The organism is Sphingobium sp. PNB, assembly GCF_019873065.1.
GTDB lineage: Bacteria > Pseudomonadota > Alphaproteobacteria > Sphingomonadales > Sphingomonadaceae > Sphingobium > Sphingobium fuliginis.
In genome coordinates this window covers 43654-60122 of record NZ_JAINEZ010000025.1, presented here as the reverse complement: position 1 = coordinate 60122, position 16469 = coordinate 43654, and the positions used below count along the sequence as shown (strand labels likewise).

The window sequence follows — 16469 nt, the reverse complement described above, 5'->3', positions numbered from 1 at the left end:
GATAGCCGTTCATTGCGTGCCTTCCTGGAAAAGGGATCAAACCCTTATAAAACCTAGGATTTCGCACTTCGAAATAGAATCCACCGGCAAGAATATCTGAGTTCGATAATAAGGATTATGTTAAATATGTGATGATCCTCGCATCCTCAATCTTCCACTATCCGGCTATGCTGCCGCGTATCGGGCATGCGGATATAGACGATCAGGGAGATGCCGATCATCACCGTCACATAGATGTAGAATGCCTGTTCTGCGCCGATCTGCTTGAACCAGAGCGCGACGAATTCCGCGGTGCCGCCGAACAAGGTGTTGGCCAGCGCATAAGGCAAAGCCACTCCCAATGCGCGGATATGGGCGGGAAACAATTCCGCCTTCACCACCGCGTTGATCGAAGTGTAGCCGGTCACGATCACCAGGCCGGCCATTACGAGCAGCCCCGCCGCCCACGGGTCCTTGGTGACGGCCAGCGTCGCGAAGATGGGATAGGTGCACAGGACGCCGAGCAGGCCGAAGCCGATCATCAGCGGCTTGCGCCCGATGCGGTCGGAAAGCGCCCCCGCGACAGGCTGAAGCAGCATGAAAAGAAAAAGCGTTATACCATTGATTTGCGACGCTGTTTCCCGGCTGAGGCCGCTGGTGTTGACCAGGAATTTCTGCATGTAGATGGAATAGGCGTAAAAGGCGATCGTGCCGCCTGCCGTCAGCAGCATCACCGTCAGCGTCTCGCGCGGATGCCGGGTCACGAGTTCCATGAATCCGGATTTGGGGGCGCCCTCCGCCTTGGCCACGGCAAAGCTCTGGGTTTCGGCCAGGCCGCGCCGCAGCCAGAAGACGATGATCGCCAGCGCTCCGCCGATCAGGAACGGAATGCGCCAGCCCCAGGCATCCAGTTCGGCCTCGGTCAGCATGGCCTGGAGCGCCAGCAGGACGCAGATGGCGACAAGTTGCCCCGCGATCAGGGTCACATATTGGAAGCTGGAGAAAAAGCCGCGGCGGTTGCGCCCCGCCATTTCGGACAGATAGGTCGCGCTGGCGCCATATTCGCCGCCGATCGACAGTCCCTGCATCAGGCGCGCAAGCACCAGCAGCAGGGGCGCGGCGACGCCGACGCTATCATAGGAGGGCGTGACGGCGATCAGCAAGGAGCCGGCGCACATCAGGGCCACGGACAGCGTCAGGCCGCTTTTCCGGCCATGGCGATCGGCATAGACGCCCATCAGCCAGGCGCCGATGGGTCGCATCAGAAAGCCTACGGCGAAAATCCCCGCGGCACTCAGCAATTGCGCCGTGCGGTCCTCGCTCGGGAAGAAATGCTGGGCGAAATAGAGGGTGAAGGCGGAATAGGCATACCAGTCATACCATTCGACCAGATTGCCGGTGGAGCCGCCGATGATGGCCTTCAGGCGCTGACGCTGATCGGGTGCTGCGGTCGATGACGTCATGGGGTCAGCACCATCTCTCCATTTTGCACGGACCAGCTTTTCAGGCGCGACAGCATGTTCATGCCGATCACATTGACCTCTCCGAAAGCCGGGGAAACGACGATGTCGAGATCGCTGGCCCGGATCGGGCCGACCACCAGCGTGGCGATGGTCGAGCGCTTGGCGTCGATCTTGCCGTTCGCGGTCATCATGCTGACGCCGGGCGCGTTCAGGTCGAAGTTCAGGCCGGAACTGCGGGCCGCCTCCACCGACAGGGCGGTGACGCTGGCGCCGCTGTCGATCAGAAAGCGCGTCGGGTTCCCGTTGACCATTCCCTCCACCCAATAATGGCCGTCGGGCGCGACCGGGATTCGCAAGGCCTGTCCCTCCACATGCGCGGACGGCAAGGCAGCCGGGGCGGCATTGGTCGACGCGGCATTGGTCGACAATGAAGGGGATTCGTCCCCTGCCCCATATAAGCGGCTGGAAAACAGACCGAACTTCTCGCCAGCCTTGAACAGCCCGAGGAGGACGGCGAAGATGACGATCCAGAGCATGGCCATGCGCATGAGCCCGCCCATCGGGGCGCGCCGGGCAATCAAGGCCGATCCGACCAGGACAAGCGCCAGCACATACCAGAGACTGGACATTGCCTGATCGCCATCCATCCCTGCCCCGCCCCCTATGTCGCGCCCAGTTCGGCCACCAGCCCGTCATAGCCCGGTTCGACGCCTTCGGGGAGTGTCCGGCGGAGCGTCGCATAATCCATGCTCTGGTCCATATGGATCAATATGGCACGGCGGGGCCTTACGGCTTGCACGGCATCCAGGGTAAGCGCCAGATGCGCGTGGGTCGGATGCGGCTTTTCCCGCAGGGCATCGACAACCCAGATGTCCAGCCCATCGTACAGCGCCAGCATGTCGACCGTTATGTCATGGAAATCAGTGGCATAGCCAATAGAATTACCATCATGCGTGAAGCGGAAGCCGGTGGAGAATATCTCGCCATGGGGCTGATCCGTGCAGGCGATGCCGATGTCCCCGATGCGCAGGCCATCCGGCAGCGCATGGGGTTCGATCGTCGGATGATAACCGTGACGCCCTTCGAAGGCATAGCCGAAGCGTTCCCGGAGCAGGCGGAGCGTCTGGGGGCGCGCATAGCCGGGCACGGGCGTGCCGCGATGATGGTAAAGCTGACGGATGTCGTCCAGGCCGTGGCTGTGGTCGGCATGGTCATGCGTCCACAATATGGCGTCGATCTGCACGACATCGGCCGCCAGCAACTGGGCGCGCATATCCGGTGATGTGTCGATCAGCAGCCGGGTCGTGGGGCTTTCGATCAGGATCGATGCCCGGGTGCGGCGGTTCTTCGGCTCCTGCGGGTCGCATGCGCCCCAGTCATTGCCGATCCGGGGGACGCCCGAAGAGGTGCCGCTGCCCAGGATGGTGAGCTTGAGGCTCATGCCGCCTTGCTGAACAGCTTGCGGAAATTGGCTGAGGTCGCCTCGGCCAGCTGCTCGACGCTCTCGCCCCGCAAATTCGCCAGGAAACGGGCAGTGTCCGCCACGAACGCCGGTTCGCAGGGCTTGCCGCGATGGGGAACCGGCGCGAGGAACGGGGAGTCGGTCTCGATCAGCAGGCTTTCGAGCGGCAGGCGCGCGGCCGTTTCCTGCAAATCCCTGGCGTTCCTGAAGGTCACGATACCCGAAATGCTGATAAGGAAACCCAGTTCCATCGCCGCATCGGCAAAGGCGCCGCTGGCGGTGAAACAGTGGATGACCCCGCCATAGGCTCCCTTCCCCATTTCATCGCGCATGATCGCGAGCGTGTCCTCCTCCGCATCGCGGGTGTGGACGACCAGCGGCAGGCCGGTTTCGCGGGATGCGGCGATGTGGGCGCGGAAGCTGCGTTGCTGCCGCTCGCGGTCGCTATGGTCGTAATAATAATCGAGGCCGGTCTCGCCTATGCCGACGATACGCGGGTGGGAAGCGCGTTCGACGAGCTTCGCCGTATCGACATGCGGATGCTCGTCAGCCTCATGGGGGTGAATGCCGACGGTCGCCCAGACATCGGGTTCGCGCAACGCGGTGTCCAGCACATCGTCCCACTCGCTTTCCCGCGTGGCGATGTTGAGCATCAGGCCGACGCCGGCGCCACGCGCCCGTTCGAGCACATTCTGCTGATCCTCGATCAACCCTTTGTAATTCAAGTGGCAATGGCTGTCGATGAACATGGCCTATGCCTCTTCGACGGGCAGTTCGAGCCGCGGGAAAAGCGGCCTGGGCGGGCTTAAGGTAAAGCCTGACGCGCGCAGTTGCGCATACCAGCCAGTGGCGATGGCGGCATAGCTGCGGCCATCCTCGGCTATCCCCATCTGCTGGAGCAGGGCGGAGGCGCTTGCCGGGATGACCGGCTGGACGATGATGGCGAGATCGGCGATGGCTTCGTAGAGGGTGGCGAGCACGGCCTCCATCCGGGCGGGATCTGTCTTGCGGAGCGTCCAGGGCGCCTGCGCGTCGATATAGGCGTTACAGGCAAAGACCGCACGCATCCAGGCTTCGATGGCGGTCGATGGCGCGAGGTCGGCCATGGCGCCCTGGAAAGTCCGGGCCGCTTCTCCCACGGTTGCAAGAAGATCGCGGTCGACATCCTGCGCCGCCGGTTCGGGTAGACGGCCTTCGAGATTTTTCGCGATGAAGCTCAGCGTCCGCTGGGCGAGATTGCCGAAACTATTGGCGAGGTCGCTGTTCGAACGGGCGACGATCGCCTCCGCGCTGTAGCTGCCGTCATTGCCGAAGGTGACTTCCGACAGCAGGAAATAGCGAAGCTGGTCCACGCCGAAGCGCTCCGCCAGTTCCATCGGATCGGCCACATTGCCGAGCGACTTCGACATCTTCTCCCCCCGGTTGAGGAGGAAGCCGTGGCCGAACACCTGCTTGGGCAAAGGCAGCTTCGCGCTCATCAGGAAGGCCGGCCAGTAAACGGTATGAAAACGCACGATATCCTTGCCGATGATATGCGTGATGTCGCCCCCTTCCGACCAGTAACGGGCCATGCGTTCGGCATCGTCGGGATAGCCGCAGCCGGTGATGTAATTGGTGAGCGCGTCCACCCACACATACATGACATGGCCGTCGCTGCCCGGCACCTTCACGCCCCAGTCGAAGCTGGTGCGCGACACGCTGAGGTCGGACAGTCCCCCCTCGACGAAGCGCATGATCTCATTGCGGCGGCTGTCGGGCTGGATGAAATCAGGCTGGCTGGCGTAGAGGTCCAGCAGCTTCTGCTGATAGGCGGACAGGCGGAAGAACCAGCTTTCCTCCACCGTCCATTCCACCGGCGTGCCCTGGGGCGAGAGCTTCTGCCCGCCCTCCCCTTCGGTCAGTTCCTTTTCGTCGTAAAAGGCTTCGTCGCGCACCGAATACCAGCCTTCATACCGGCCGAGATAGAGGTCGCCATTGGCCTCCATCGCCTGCCAAATCGCCTGGCTGGCGCGATGGTGATCCGGCTCGCTGGTGCGGATGAAACGATCATAGCTGATATTCAGACCGTCGTTCATAGCCCTGAAATATCCAGACATTTCATCGGCAAGGGCGCGTGGCTCCATGTTCCGGCCGCGGGCGGTCTGGGCCATTTTCAGGCCATGTTCGTCCGTGCCGGTCTGGAAGAAGACGTCGCGGCCCATCATCCGCTGGAAACGGGCGATCGCATCGGTGGCGATCACTTCATAGGCGTGGCCGATATGCGGGCGGCCATTGGGGTAGCTGATGGCGGTCGTGATGGTATAGGGCTTGGACATGGGCCCTCCCTAGCGGGTGTTAGCCCTTGCGCAAAGCCGCTTTTCAGCGGGCAAGGGCCGCAACATGCCCCGCCAGTTCGAAAACCACCGCCCCCGGTTCGAGCGACAGGATGATGGCTCCGCCTGCAAGCTGACGGGCGGCTTCCCAATGGTCCAGCGCCTTGCCGAGATCGTCCCCTTGCCGCTGACGCGCCGCCGCCGCGATGAAGGCCGGGGCACGCTCCAGAAAGGCCTCATAACGGGGCCGTGCGCTCTTTGATGAAAGCATCTTGGCCAGGATCAGCCGATGGCGATTGCCGGGGTCGCCGTCGGCGGCGATCGCCGCCAGCGAATGCTCGATGTCCGCTATGTTGAGGCCGGCATAGCGCAATGCCTTGCCCGGAGACCCCTCGCCTGCGCGGACCAGCGCCGTCAGTTCGTCCGGAGACAGGCCTGCGTCCGCCTTGTAGAGGATGCTCCGCATGGCATCCTCACCCAAGCTGTCGAAGCGCAGGGTGCGGCAGCGGGAGCGGATGGTCGGCAGCAGGCGGCCGGGCGCATGGCTGACCAGCAGGAACAGCATGTCGGCTGGCGGCTCTTCCAGATTCTTGAGCAGCGCATTGGCCGCGCCGCGCTCCAGATCGTCGGCGCTGTCGATGACGACGATCCGCCGCGAGGACATGGAGGGAGCCGACTGGATCAGGCGCTGCAGGCCCCGGACCTGATCGACCGTGATGTTGCGCGCGGTGCCGCTTTCCCTTTCCAGGCAGAAAAGCTCCGCATAGTCGGGGTGGGCGTCGGCCTCGAACAGACGGCGGATCGGGTGGTCGTGCGGCACGTCCAGCCCATCGGCCGCGATGGCCGGGCCCGCTGCCTCCGCCAGCAGGCGCAGCGCCATGGCGCGGGCGAAGCTTGCCTTGCCGATGCCGCGTGGGCCGGCCAATATCCAGCCATGGTGCAGGCGGCCGCTTCGCGCCGCGCCGAGCAGGGTGCGGGCCTGCCCGTCATGGCCGAGCAGCGGCGTCATGGCAGCAGGTCCTGCAAGGCATGCAGCAGCCTTGCCGTCACGGCTTCGGCTTCGCCAGAGGCATCGACGGTCAGGAAGCGCGCCGGTTCCTGCTGCGCGAACCGATGGAAGGCCGTCGAGACGGCCCGGTGAAAGTCCCGGTCACGCCCACCGATCCTGTCCGCAGCATCCCCATCGCGGGATTGGGCGCGAGCGCTCGCCTCCTCCTCCGCCAGGGTGAGGAAGAGCGTCCGGTCGGGCAGGAAACCGTCGCTGCCGATCCGGTGAAGCGCCAATATGTCCGCGTCGGTCAGCGAACCCATGCCCTGATAGGCGCGGCTGCTGTCCAGGAAGCGGTCGGAAAGCACCCATGCGCCGCGCTCCAGCGCCGGGCGGATCGTCTTTTCGACATGATCGGCACGGGCAGCGGCGAACAGCAGCGCTTCGGCGCGAGGGCTCCAGCGGTCCGCGCCACCGGTCAGCAGGAGGGCCCGAATGGCCTCCGCCCCTTCGCTGCCGCCGGGTTCGCGGGTTTCCACCACTTCCAGGCCGCGCGCGCGCAGGGCCGCGGCAAGCGCGCTCAACTGGGTCGACTTGCCCGCGCCCTCCCCGCCTTCCAGAGAGATGAAGCGCCCCCCTGTTGTCCGGGCGTCGGTCACCCGAAGAACGACTTCAGCCCGTTCCACAGGCGGCCGAAAATGCCGGCTTCGGAGACATCCTCGCCGGCGACCAGCGGCAGGATCTGCGGCGGGGTATCGGGGGTGGAGACGATCAGTTGCGCGATCCTCTGCCCCTTGGCGATGGGCGCCTTGATCGGGCCGGTATAGGCGACCTTGACCGAGATGTTGGACGATGCGGCGCGAGGCAGGGTCACGGCCATGTCCTGCGGCGCCACCAGCGGCACGCTGGTCGCGCTGCCCAGCTGCACTTGGGCGGTCTCGACGGTCTGGCCCTTCTTGAACAGCGGCTGCGCCTTCCATGCGCGGAAGCCCCAGTCCATGAAGCGCACGGATTCCGCGATCCGCTGATTGAAGCTGGTGAGGCCCGCGACGACCATGACCAGACGACGCCCCTCCTGCTCGGCCGATCCGGTGAAGCCGAAACCCGCCTCCTGGGTATGCCCGGTCTTGAGCCCGTCGGCCCCGGCCACCTTGCCCAATATGGGATTGCGGTTGCCCTGCTCGATGTCCGCGCCGCCCATCGTCTTGCCCCAGGTGAAGCTGCGCGTGGCGTAGAATTTCTTGTAGAGGTTGGGCGTTTCCTCGATCGTCGCTTCGGCCAGCGTCGCCAGGTCGGCGGCGGTGACATAGGTGACGCCTTCGTCCGGCCAGCCATTGCTGGTGCCGAAATTGCTGTTCTTGAGGCCCAGACGCTTCGCCTCCTGATTCATCAGCGCGACGAAGGCCTGCTCGGTCCCGGCGATGCCCTCCGCCAGCACGACGCAGGCGTCATTGCCGGAAAGGGTGACGATGCCGTGCAGCAGATTTTCCACCGACACCTGCTCGCCCGGCGACAGGAACATGGTCGAACCGGCCTGCGGGCCATGCCATTGCTGCCAGGTTTCCGGGCGGACGGTGAATTTCTGGTCGAGCTTCAGGTCGCCCTTCTGGATCAGGCGGAAGGCGACATGGGCCGTCATCATCTTCGCCATGGAGGCAGGTGGCATCCGCGTGTCGCCACCCTTGTTATAGAGCACCGCGCCTGACGACAGGTCCTTCATATAGGCGATCGGCGCTTCGCTGCTATAGGGCGGCGCGGCGGCGGTCAGCGGCGTGGAGAGCAACCCGACGAACAGGAGGGCGGCGATGGACTTCTTCATGCAGGATTGCCTTCGGACTGGTGGATTCTTCGAGTGCCTAGCGCATTCATTAGCCATGGCAGGACCAATAGCAAAGCGCTCTATTGCTTCACCGCGTCGGCGAGCAGGCCGACCGACAATGCGTAGAAATTCGAACAATTATAGTCGAGGATCGCCCGGTAGTTGCTGGTGAGCAGATAAGCCGTCTTGCCCGGCCCATCGGGTTCCAGCAGCGTCGCCATCACCCGGTCGGCGGGCCAGCCGCCACCGCTGGGCACGATCCCCATGCGCCGCCATTCGGCCATGCTGAGCCAGCGGCTGTGGCGGTTGAACACGCGCGGGCAGCGGGCGGGGCTGGTGCGGGCGGCAAGGCCGGAGCGGTCGAGACCGGCGGGCACGGACACCGCAATGCCCCACGGCTGGCCTCGGCGCCATCCGGCATGGACGAAATAATTGGCGATGGAGGCGAGCGCATCGGCTTCGCTGTTCCAGATGTCGACCCGTCCGTCGCCGTCGCCGTCCTTGCCCAACCGCAGATAGACGCTGGGCAGGAACTGGGGATAACCGGTCGCGCCCGCCCAACTGCCCACCAGGCGGCTGCGCGGCACGCCATTGTCCAGCATCTTGAGCGTCGCCAGCAGTTCCGGTTCGAACAATGTCCGGCGGCGCCCCTCATAGGAAAGGGTCGCGAGTGAGCGGATCAGGTCGAAATCGCCGGTATAGGCGCCGTAATTTGTCTCATGGCCGTAAATGGCGACCATGACCTCCTCCGGCACGCCGGTCTCCGCCTCGATCCGGGCGAGCCGGGCGCGGTTGGCGAGATAGGCCGTGCGGCCCCGGCCGATGCGCGCCGCGTCGACATGCTGGCGGCGATATGGCTCGAAATTGGGAATGGGGGCGTAGGCGCCGCCGCCAGGCTGGTTCTGGTCGAGCTGAACCACGCGGGGATTGGGGGTCAGGCCCGGGAAAACGCTGTCCAGCGTCGTATCCCGAATGCCCATGGTCCGCGCCTTCGGGCGGAGGGATTCCAGATAGGCGCGAAAGGCGACATCCTCCTGCGCGCTGACGCTGTCCGCCGTCAGACCGCCCGCCATGACGGCGGCGAGCCCCAGCAACAGCGACATGATCGACGAACGCATTGAAGAATCTCCTTAAGCCCTTTTGTTGCACAGGGATGGCGTGGCGTGAATCCCCTTAATGGCGCACGGGGCCATTCGGGCGATGAAACCGCCTTCCCGCCATTTTTACGCTTGGCAAGGCCGCCGGGTTCGCTAGAGCGGGTTTCGATCTGACTGAATCGGATCGCTGCGCTGTTTTCCGCGATTTCCCGACCAGCGATCGGTTCGATCGGCTGGAAATCGCTCCCGGAAGCGTGGCGACGGACAGGTGGCCGAGTGGTTTAAGGCAGCGGTCTTGAAAACCGCCGTGGGTTCACGCTCACCGTGGGTTCGAATCCCACCCTGTCCGCCATCCAATTTGATCCCCGTTAAAGCGCGGCGGTTTTCTTCATGCTAGAAGCGGTCGACAATCATCGGAGGTGACGATGTCTGCCGATAGCGATGCGCGCTACATGTTCCGGCGCGCAAGAGAAGAAGCCGCGAAAGCCGATGCTGCCGAAAGACGCAGCGCTTCGTCGCAGGAGGTTGCGGTCCATCGCGAACTTGCGCTGCGCTACAAGGTCAGGGCGCTTGCCATGTCCTGTCCCGATCAGGTCTTTCATGATGCGATGGAACGGGAGCCCTGATCGGCTTCAAGCCCATTATCCAGGCCTATCGGCCATCAGGCTGGCGGGAACTTTTGGCGTCGCAATGCATTGCAAATAAAAAAGCGCTCCCGGGCAAGGGAAAGCCGGGAGCGCGATTTGTTTGCTGTCGGGCATCCAAATCCTCCCCGGATTAGCAGGTGCAGATGTTCTTGGCAATCTACCCAAAGGTAGAACGCTGCTTTCCGTAACGTCAATTCCATGAGCGGGGGCAGACTGCCCTGGGGCAAAAAGCCCAATTGAAAATCCGCAGGATATGACGACATTTCTGCGACAGGCAGAATGGCATGACGATGAGCGACACGGACAGGATATCAACGATGCAACCGGCGGCGGAAATGGAAGGTCGCTGGAAGCGGCTTTCTCCAATGGAGACCGGCCCCTTCGGCCGTTGTCCCCGATGCGGCGAGGGACATATCTTCCGCGGCTTCCTTACGGTGCGCGATCATTGCGAGATTTGCGGGCTGAATTATGATTTTGCCGATCCGGCGGACGGGCCGGCCGTATTTGTGCAGCTATTCGCCTGCGTTCCGGGCGTGGTCTTCATCATCATGCTGGAGATTTTGGCGCGGCCGGGGCTTTGGGTGCATCTGGCTGTCGGTGTCCCGGTGCTGATCCTGACGACAGTGCTTCCGTTGCGACCGATCAAGGGTTGGCTGATCGCCGCCCAATATGTAAACAAGGCGCAGGAAGCGGGTACAGCCCAATTATGGGCGAAACTGCATGGGGACGGGCCCGGCGATTAGGCTGTATCGGCATTCAGCCATATCGCGCGATTGCCCCGGCCTTATTCCCTTCGTCCTGCTGAAGCCGGGTCAGCATGCCCATTGTTGAAACGACGGGCTTGTTCCGGAGCGCGCTGCGTCAAATCGGGCGCAGGTCGCGCGCTCCGGTTTCCTGCTGTCGCATTCTTCCAAGCAGAAAGCCGCCATTTGTAGCCCGCCATGGGCTGAATCCCCACACAGCCTAGCTGAGTGCGCCGTGGCAATGCTTGTATTTCTGGCCCGAGCCGCAGGGGCATGGCGCATTGCGGCTGATGTCCAGATTGGCGAACTCCCCGCCCTGCCCGCCCGCCGGCGGACGCGGCAGGGTGGTCGTGATCCCGCTGATCTGCCCGCCGTCGATGTCGCCGCTATTATCCTCGCCCGAAAAGGGGTCGATATGGGTGGTGATGAAGTCGGGCAGGACCGGCAGGTCGAATTCCGGCAGCGGCTCTTCCATGCGGAACTGGACGCGGGCGATGGAGCCGGTCACATCCTCGCGGATATTGCCCAGCATGCGTTCGAACAGGGCAAAGGCTTCCTGCTTATATTCGTTGATCGGCGTCTTTTGGGCATAGGCGCGCAGATGGACGACCTGGCGGAGCGCGTCGAGGGTCGACAGATGCTCCTTCCAGTGATGGTCGAGGCTCTGGAGCAGGATCGACTTCTCGATCATGTGCCAGTTTTCTGGATCGAGTTCCTTGACCTTGTCGGCCACCGCCTCGTCGGCCAGGGCCCTCAGCCGTTCCTCGATCATTTCCGGATCGACATGGTCCTCAGCCAGCCAGCCGTCGAAATCGGGTTCCAGGTTCAGCACTTCGGCCGTGCGGGCCTTCAGCCGCTCCATGTCCCACTGTTCGGGGTAGGTGCCCGGCGGGCAGGACGCGCCGACCAGATCGTTGACCGTCTCATGCCGCATGTCGGTGACGACATCGTCCACCGTCTCCGCATCCATGATGTCGCTGCGCTGTTCGTAAATGACCTTGCGCTGGTCGTTCATGACGTCGTCATATTCGACGACCTGCTTGCGGATGTCGTAGTTGCGCGCCTCGACCTTCTTCTGGGCGGTTTCGATCGCCTTGCTGAGCCACTTCGAGGGAGGCAGCGCCTCCCCATCCTCCAGGTTGGAGCGGATCATCTTCGCGAACATCGTGTCCGGGCCGAAGATGCGCATCAGATCGTCGTCGAGGCTCAGATAAAAGCGGGACAGGCCGGGGTCGCCCTGACGGCCCGAGCGGCCGCGAAGCTGATTGTCGATGCGGCGGCTTTCGTGGCGTTCCGTGCCCAGCACGAACAGGCCGCCGGCGGCGAGCACTTCCTGCTTCTCCGCCTCGATCTCGGCGTCGATGCGGGCGATGGCGGCTTCGCGCTCCGGGCCTTCCGGCATGTCCCGCAGCTCGTCCTCGACGCGGAATTCCAGGTTGCCGCCCAATTTGATGTCGGTGCCGCGCCCCGCCATGTTGGTGGCGATGGTGACGGCGCCCTTGCGGCCCGCCTGCGCCACGATATGGGCTTCGCTTTCATGGAAGCGGGCGTTGAGGACGGCGTGCTTCACCCCCTCCTGCGTCAGGAATTCGGACAGCATTTCCGACTTTTCGATCGACACGGTGCCGACGAGGACCGGCTGGCCCTGCTCCGCATGGACCTTGATGGTCTTGGCGATGCCGCGGAACTTGTCCTCCAGATTCTTGTAGAAGCTGTCTTCCTCATCGACACGCTGCACCGGCCGGTTGGTCGGGATGGTGACGACGTTCATCTTGTAGATTTCGTAGAATTCGGTCGCTTCGGTCGCGGCCGTGCCCGTCATGCCGCCCAGCTTCGGGTACATGCGGAAATAATTCTGGAAGGTGATGGAGGCGAGCGTCTGGTTTTCCGGCTCGATATTCACGCCTTCCTTGGCTTCCACCGCCTGGTGCAGGCCGTCCGACCAGCGGCGGCCGTCCATCATGCGGCCGGTGAATTCATCGATGATGATGACCTTGCCGTCCTTGACGATGTAATCGATGTCGCGGCGGAACATGACGTTCGCGCGCAGCGCCTGGTTGACGTGATGGACGACGGCGGTGTTCTCGAAATCATAGAGGTTGGCGCCTTGCAGCAGCCCGGCCTCCTCCAGCATGCGCTCGATCTTCTCGGTGCCGTCCTCCGTCAGGGTGACGGTGCGCTGCTTCTCGTCCTTCTCATAGTCGCTGTCGTCCAGCCGCTTCACGATGGCGTCGACGGCGACATAGAGTTCCGACTTGTCGTCGGTGGGGCCGGAGATGATCAGCGGCGTGCGCGCTTCGTCGATCAGGATCGAGTCCACCTCGTCGACGATGGCGAAGTTGAACGGCCGCTGCACCATCGATGCGCGGTCATATTTCATATTGTCGCGCAGATAGTCGAAGCCGAGTTCGTTGTTCGTCGCATAGGTGATGTCGGCGTTATAGGCCTCGCGCCGCTGGTCTTCCGACAGGTTCGGCACGATGACGCCCGTGGTAAGGCCCAGGAAGCGATAGACCTGCCCCATCCATTCGCAGTCGCGGCTGGCCAGATAGTCGTTCACCGTGACGACGTGGACGCCCTTCCCCTCCAGCGCGTTCAGATAGGTGGCGAGCGTCGCGACCAGCGTCTTGCCCTCGCCGGTGCGCATTTCCGCGATCTCGCCGCGATGAAGCACGATGCCGCCCACCATCTGCACGTCATAATGGCGCTGGCCCAGCGTCCGCCTGGCGGCCTCGCGCACCGTGGCGAAAGCTTCGGGCAGCAGGTCGTCCAGCGTCTCGCCCTGCGCCAGCCGTTCCCGGAACCGCAGGGTCTGCGCCGTCAGTTCCTCGTCCGTCATGGCCGAGATGGTGGGTTCGAAAGAGGCGATCTGTTCGACGGTCTTGCCCAGCGACTTCACGTAGCGGTCGTTGGAGGAGCCGAAAATAGACTTGGCGAGTGCGCCGAACATGCAAGTTCCTGACAAAAGGGGACGCGCACGCCTTTGGGGCGATGCACGCGGACATGCGCGGCGATTTAGGGCGCGCACGGGCGTTAGTCAATCAGAGCGGGTATGTCGCGAGGGCGTAATAATGAGCGATCAAGCGGATTTTTCCGTGCCGGACATGAGCGGAAGCAGGATATGGGCGGATCGCGGCGTCCAGTGACGGCGCCGGTGCCGAAGCCTGAGGAATGAGAGCGATTTGACGATGATCTCCTGCCCTGCCCGCATGGAACCGCGCGGCGCGACCTTGCCTGTGGCGGCGACGGCCGCGGCTTTGCTGTGGTTCGGGATCGCGGCGCTTGCGACGCCGTTCGATCATGATGAGAGCCAATATATAGCAGGCGCATGGTTCAGCTCGCGCCTGCTGATCTATCGCGACTTCCTGTACCTGCAACCGCCGCTTCATGCCTGGCTGTTCGCGCCCCTGGCCCTCGGTTTCCCGGGCAGGATGCTGGTCGCCATGCGGCTCGCCACGGCAGCCTGCGCCCTGATCACGCTGCTGCTGCTCCATTTCGCGCAACGGCGCGCGGGCATATCGCGCGCCAGCGCGGCCCTTGCGACTGCCTTCATCGCCGCGACCGCCGCCTTTCAATTCACCGCGAGCGTGACCCGCAACGACATGCTGCCCACCATGCTGGCCACATTGGCGATGCTTCTTTCGGTAATTGCACTGCAAGCCGGTGGGCGACGCCATTGGTTCGGAGCGGGGCTGTTCTTCGGGCTGGCCGTCGCCGCCAAGCTCAATTTCATCCCATTGGGGGCGGCGGTCGGCGGCTTTGCGTTGCTCGCCCGCCCGCGCCATGCCGCCTGGCTGGCCCTTGGCGCGCTGGCGGGGCTTGCGCCCATGCTCGTCGCCTGCGCCCTTGCGCCGGCCGCCTTTTTCTATGGAGTCGTCACCTTTGCGGCAAGCGGCCCCTTTGCCTGGTATGCAGCCAATGGGGCGGGCGACGAACTGTCATGGGGCGAGAAGTTCGGGGATCTCGCCAAATATCTTTGGCGGGGGCCGGCGCTGCTCAGCCTGGCAGCCATCATCGCCCATGGATGGGCAAGTCGCGGCCGGGCCGGTCCGCCCGAAAGGCGCCTTGCCTGTTGGATGATCGGCGGCGGACTGATCGGGGCCGCGCTGCCGACGCCGTCCCAGCTTCAATATGTGATGCCGTTGCTGCCGCCGCTGGGCCTGGCGCTCGGCTTCATGCTGGACGACGCACGGGCCTGGCCCCGTCGCGCCCGTCCGGTCCTGATCGCATCGCTCTGCCTGTCCGCCGTGCCGGGGCTGCTGCCGGCGACCCGCCATGTCATCGCCATGGCGGGTCATGGATCGCCCATACTAGCGGCGAGCGACCATGCCCGCTGGGCCGGCGCGCAGGTGCGCAGGCTGACCGGCGATGACGAGATCGTCACCCTTTCGCCCCAGCAACTGGTCGACAGCGGGCTCAACATCGACCGGCGGTTCGCGCCGGGGCCCTTCGTGTACCGGACGGGATGGACGATGGAGGGCGCGGAAGCCCGGCGCATCCATGCCATGATACCGGCGACCCTGGCCGATCTGGACCGCGATCCGCCCGAGGCGATCCTGGTCGGATATGAAATGGGGACTCGCAAACTGCCGCTGCGGCCCGACGACAGCCTGATCGCCTATGCGAAGCGGCGCGCCTACCGGATGCTGGCCATGCCGGACGGCGTCGGAAAGCTCTATGTCCGCCCATCTCGTCGTTGACGGGCGGGCATATTGCGCTAAGCGACGGGCATGACTGAACGCTCCCCCCTCGCCCCCGCCGCTTTCCCCGACCTTCCGCCCGTGGCAGGCGTCACGGCTCGCGTAGCGCGGGCGCGATACAAGAATTGGGACCGCTGCGACCTCACCTATGTCGAGCTGAGCGAAGGCACGGCGGTCGCGGGCGTCACGACGCAGAGCAAATGCCCTTCCCCGGAAGTCGAATGGTGCCGGGACGCCATTCCGCTCGGTTCCGCACGGGCTCTGGTGGTGAATGCGGGCAATGCCAATGCCTTCACCGGGCACCGGGGCCGCGCGGCGGTGGAGGCGATTGCCGCCAAGGTCGCGAACCATCTGGACTGCCAACCGTCGGACGTCTTCATCTCCTCCACCGGGGTGATCGGCGTTCCGCTGCCGGTGGACAAGGCAGAGGCGGGGCTGGAAGCCGCATTTGCCGCCGCGCCCTGCGGCTGGGAGGATGCGGCGACCACCATCGGCACGACCGACACCTATGCCAAGGGCGCCCGCGCCTCCGCCATGATCGGCGGCACGCGGGTCGAGCTTGTCGGGATCATCAAGGGGTCCGGCATGATCGCGCCGGACATGGCGACGATGCTGGGCTATATCTTCACCGACGCGGCCATCGATCCCAAGCTGTTGCAGCAGATGCTGTCCGCCGCCAACCGGACGAGCTTTTCCTGCATCACCGTCGACAGCGACACCTCCACCAGCGATACGGTGCTGGCCTTCGCCACCGGCAAGGCGGGCAATGCGCCGCTCGCCTCCATGGAGGATGCCGGGGCGGACGCCTTCGCGGCCGCCTTGGACGATCTCTGCCGCCAGCTTGCGCATCTGGTGGTGCGCGACGGGGAAGGCGCGACGAAATTCGTCGAGATCGCCGTCGAGGGCGCGGAAAGCGACGCCAGCGCGCATCGCATCGCCCTTTCCATCGCCAACTCGCCGCTGGTGAAGACCGCCATTGCGGGTGAGGACGCCAATTGGGGCCGCGTGGTCATGGCGATCGGCAAGGCGGGAGAGCCTGCGGATCGCGACAGGCTTTCCATCCGTTTCGGCGCGACCCAGGTGGCGTCGGGCGGTCTGGCAGTCGAGGGCTATGACGAGGCGCCGGTGGCCGCGCATCTCAAGGGGCAGGACATAGCGATCGGCGTCGATCTGGGGCTGGGCGACGGGCGGGCGACGGTTTGGACCTGCGACCTGACCCATGGCTATATTTCGATCAACGCGGATTATCGCAGTTGAGA

The 16469-nt window shown here is 64.2% G+C and carries 14 protein-coding genes and 1 tRNA gene; 5 read left to right on the top strand and 10 right to left on the bottom strand.

The annotated features are described in order from the left end of the window. Positions 1 to 146: 146 nt before the first annotated feature. The 9 genes from K7W03_RS10905 to K7W03_RS10865 form a co-directional block, all read right to left on the bottom strand. On the bottom strand, positions 147 to 1442 hold the full coding sequence (locus tag K7W03_RS10905; protein ID WP_222886317.1) for an MFS transporter: 1296 nt from the start codon (positions 1440 to 1442) through the stop codon (positions 147 to 149). Next, positions 1439 to 2089 carry a TIGR02281 family clan AA aspartic protease gene (locus tag K7W03_RS10900; RefSeq protein WP_140041889.1) on the bottom strand — a complete coding sequence of 217 codons (651 nt, stop codon included), beginning with the start codon at positions 2087 to 2089 and terminating at the stop codon, positions 1439 to 1441. Before K7W03_RS10900 ends, K7W03_RS10905 begins: the two co-directional genes overlap by 4 nt. A gap of 14 nt (positions 2090 to 2103) precedes the next feature. Further along, positions 2104 to 2883 (bottom strand): MBL fold metallo-hydrolase, encoded by a 780-nt coding sequence (locus tag K7W03_RS10895; RefSeq protein ID WP_222886316.1) that lies wholly within the window; start codon positions 2881 to 2883, stop codon positions 2104 to 2106. Then, the gene (locus K7W03_RS10890) at positions 2880 to 3653 is read right to left on the bottom strand and encodes a TatD family hydrolase (protein WP_222886315.1); all 774 of its coding nucleotides are present in this window, start codon (positions 3651 to 3653) and stop codon (positions 2880 to 2882) included. The genes K7W03_RS10895 and K7W03_RS10890 overlap by 4 nt, the downstream gene beginning before the upstream one ends. A gap of 3 nt (positions 3654 to 3656) precedes the next feature. Then, complete coding sequence (gene metG / locus K7W03_RS10885; protein WP_222886314.1) at positions 3657 to 5219, bottom strand: methionine--tRNA ligase; 1563 nt, start codon at positions 5217 to 5219, stop codon at positions 3657 to 3659. Positions 5220 to 5262: 43 nt separating this feature from the next. Further along, positions 5263 to 6225: an AAA family ATPase gene (locus K7W03_RS10880; RefSeq protein WP_222886313.1), complete on the bottom strand. Its 963-nt coding sequence runs from the start codon at positions 6223 to 6225 to the stop codon at positions 5263 to 5265. Continuing rightward, the gene (gene tmk / locus K7W03_RS10875; protein ID WP_025548937.1) at positions 6222 to 6863 is read right to left on the bottom strand and encodes a dTMP kinase; all 642 of its coding nucleotides are present in this window, start codon (positions 6861 to 6863) and stop codon (positions 6222 to 6224) included. Before tmk ends, K7W03_RS10880 begins: the two co-directional genes overlap by 4 nt. Then, on the bottom strand, positions 6860 to 8023 hold the full coding sequence (locus K7W03_RS10870; protein ID WP_222886312.1) for a D-alanyl-D-alanine carboxypeptidase family protein: 1164 nt from the start codon (positions 8021 to 8023) through the stop codon (positions 6860 to 6862). The genes tmk and K7W03_RS10870 overlap by 4 nt, the downstream gene beginning before the upstream one ends. An 80-nt stretch (positions 8024 to 8103) precedes the next feature. Next, positions 8104 to 9141, bottom strand: coding sequence for a lytic transglycosylase domain-containing protein (locus K7W03_RS10865; protein ID WP_025548940.1), 1038 nt, complete (start codon positions 9139 to 9141; stop codon positions 8104 to 8106). 241 nt (positions 9142 to 9382) lie between these two features. Between K7W03_RS10865 and K7W03_RS10860 the strand changes: the two genes are divergently transcribed. From K7W03_RS10860 to K7W03_RS10850, 3 genes are all read left to right on the top strand, one after another. Continuing rightward, positions 9383 to 9472, top strand: a tRNA-Ser gene (locus K7W03_RS10860). Positions 9473 to 9545: 73 nt separating this feature from the next. Beyond that, positions 9546 to 9746: a hypothetical protein gene (locus tag K7W03_RS10855; RefSeq protein ID WP_222886311.1), complete on the top strand. Its 201-nt coding sequence runs from the start codon at positions 9546 to 9548 to the stop codon at positions 9744 to 9746. A 338-nt stretch (positions 9747 to 10084) separates the two neighbouring features. Beyond that, the gene (locus K7W03_RS10850) at positions 10085 to 10510 is read left to right on the top strand and encodes a DUF983 domain-containing protein (protein ID WP_025548942.1); all 426 of its coding nucleotides are present in this window, start codon (positions 10085 to 10087) and stop codon (positions 10508 to 10510) included. 220 nt (positions 10511 to 10730) lie between these two features. Here K7W03_RS10850 and secA read toward each other — a convergent pair whose 3' ends face one another. Beyond that, positions 10731 to 13460, bottom strand: coding sequence for a preprotein translocase subunit SecA (secA, locus tag K7W03_RS10845; protein WP_140041884.1), 2730 nt, complete (start codon positions 13458 to 13460; stop codon positions 10731 to 10733). 238 nt (positions 13461 to 13698) lie between these two features. Here secA and K7W03_RS10840 point away from each other — a divergent pair, with 238 nt between their 5' ends. Further along, positions 13699 to 15210 carry an ArnT family glycosyltransferase gene (locus tag K7W03_RS10840; protein WP_222886320.1) on the top strand — a complete coding sequence of 504 codons (1512 nt, stop codon included), beginning with the start codon at positions 13699 to 13701 and terminating at the stop codon, positions 15208 to 15210. Positions 15211 to 15240: 30 nt separating this feature from the next. After that, the gene (gene argJ / locus K7W03_RS10835; protein ID WP_103000132.1) at positions 15241 to 16467 is read left to right on the top strand and encodes a bifunctional glutamate N-acetyltransferase/amino-acid acetyltransferase ArgJ; all 1227 of its coding nucleotides are present in this window, start codon (positions 15241 to 15243) and stop codon (positions 16465 to 16467) included. Positions 16468 to 16469: the final 2 nt, after the last annotated feature.

What these genes read in the sequence shown, in the direction of transcription:
- K7W03_RS10905 (WP_222886317.1), bottom strand. Translation starts at nt 1,442, where the DNA reads ATGACGTCATCGACCGCAGCACCCGATCAGCGTCAGCGCCTGAAGGCC.
- K7W03_RS10900 (WP_140041889.1), bottom strand. Translation starts at nt 2,089, where the DNA reads ATGGATGGCGATCAGGCAATGTCCAGTCTCTGGTATGTGCTGGCGCTT.
- K7W03_RS10895 (WP_222886316.1), bottom strand. Translation starts at nt 2,883, where the DNA reads ATGAGCCTCAAGCTCACCATCCTGGGCAGCGGCACCTCTTCGGGCGTC.
- K7W03_RS10890 (WP_222886315.1), bottom strand. Translation starts at nt 3,653, where the DNA reads ATGTTCATCGACAGCCATTGCCACTTGAATTACAAAGGGTTGATCGAG.
- metG (WP_222886314.1), bottom strand. Translation starts at nt 5,219, where the DNA reads ATGTCCAAGCCCTATACCATCACGACCGCCATCAGCTACCCCAATGGC.
- K7W03_RS10880 (WP_222886313.1), bottom strand. Translation starts at nt 6,225, where the DNA reads ATGACGCCGCTGCTCGGCCATGACGGGCAGGCCCGCACCCTGCTCGGC.
- K7W03_RS10870 (WP_222886312.1), bottom strand. Translation starts at nt 8,023, where the DNA reads ATGAAGAAGTCCATCGCCGCCCTCCTGTTCGTCGGGTTGCTCTCCACG.
- K7W03_RS10865 (WP_025548940.1), bottom strand. Translation starts at nt 9,141, where the DNA reads ATGCGTTCGTCGATCATGTCGCTGTTGCTGGGGCTCGCCGCCGTCATG.
- K7W03_RS10855 (WP_222886311.1), top strand. Translation starts at nt 9,546, where the DNA reads ATGTCTGCCGATAGCGATGCGCGCTACATGTTCCGGCGCGCAAGAGAA.
- K7W03_RS10850 (WP_025548942.1), top strand. Translation starts at nt 10,085, where the DNA reads ATGCAACCGGCGGCGGAAATGGAAGGTCGCTGGAAGCGGCTTTCTCCA.
- secA (WP_140041884.1), bottom strand. Translation starts at nt 13,460, where the DNA reads ATGTTCGGCGCACTCGCCAAGTCTATTTTCGGCTCCTCCAACGACCGC.
- K7W03_RS10840 (WP_222886320.1), top strand. Translation starts at nt 13,699, where the DNA reads ATGATCTCCTGCCCTGCCCGCATGGAACCGCGCGGCGCGACCTTGCCT.
- argJ (WP_103000132.1), top strand. Translation starts at nt 15,241, where the DNA reads ATGACTGAACGCTCCCCCCTCGCCCCCGCCGCTTTCCCCGACCTTCCG.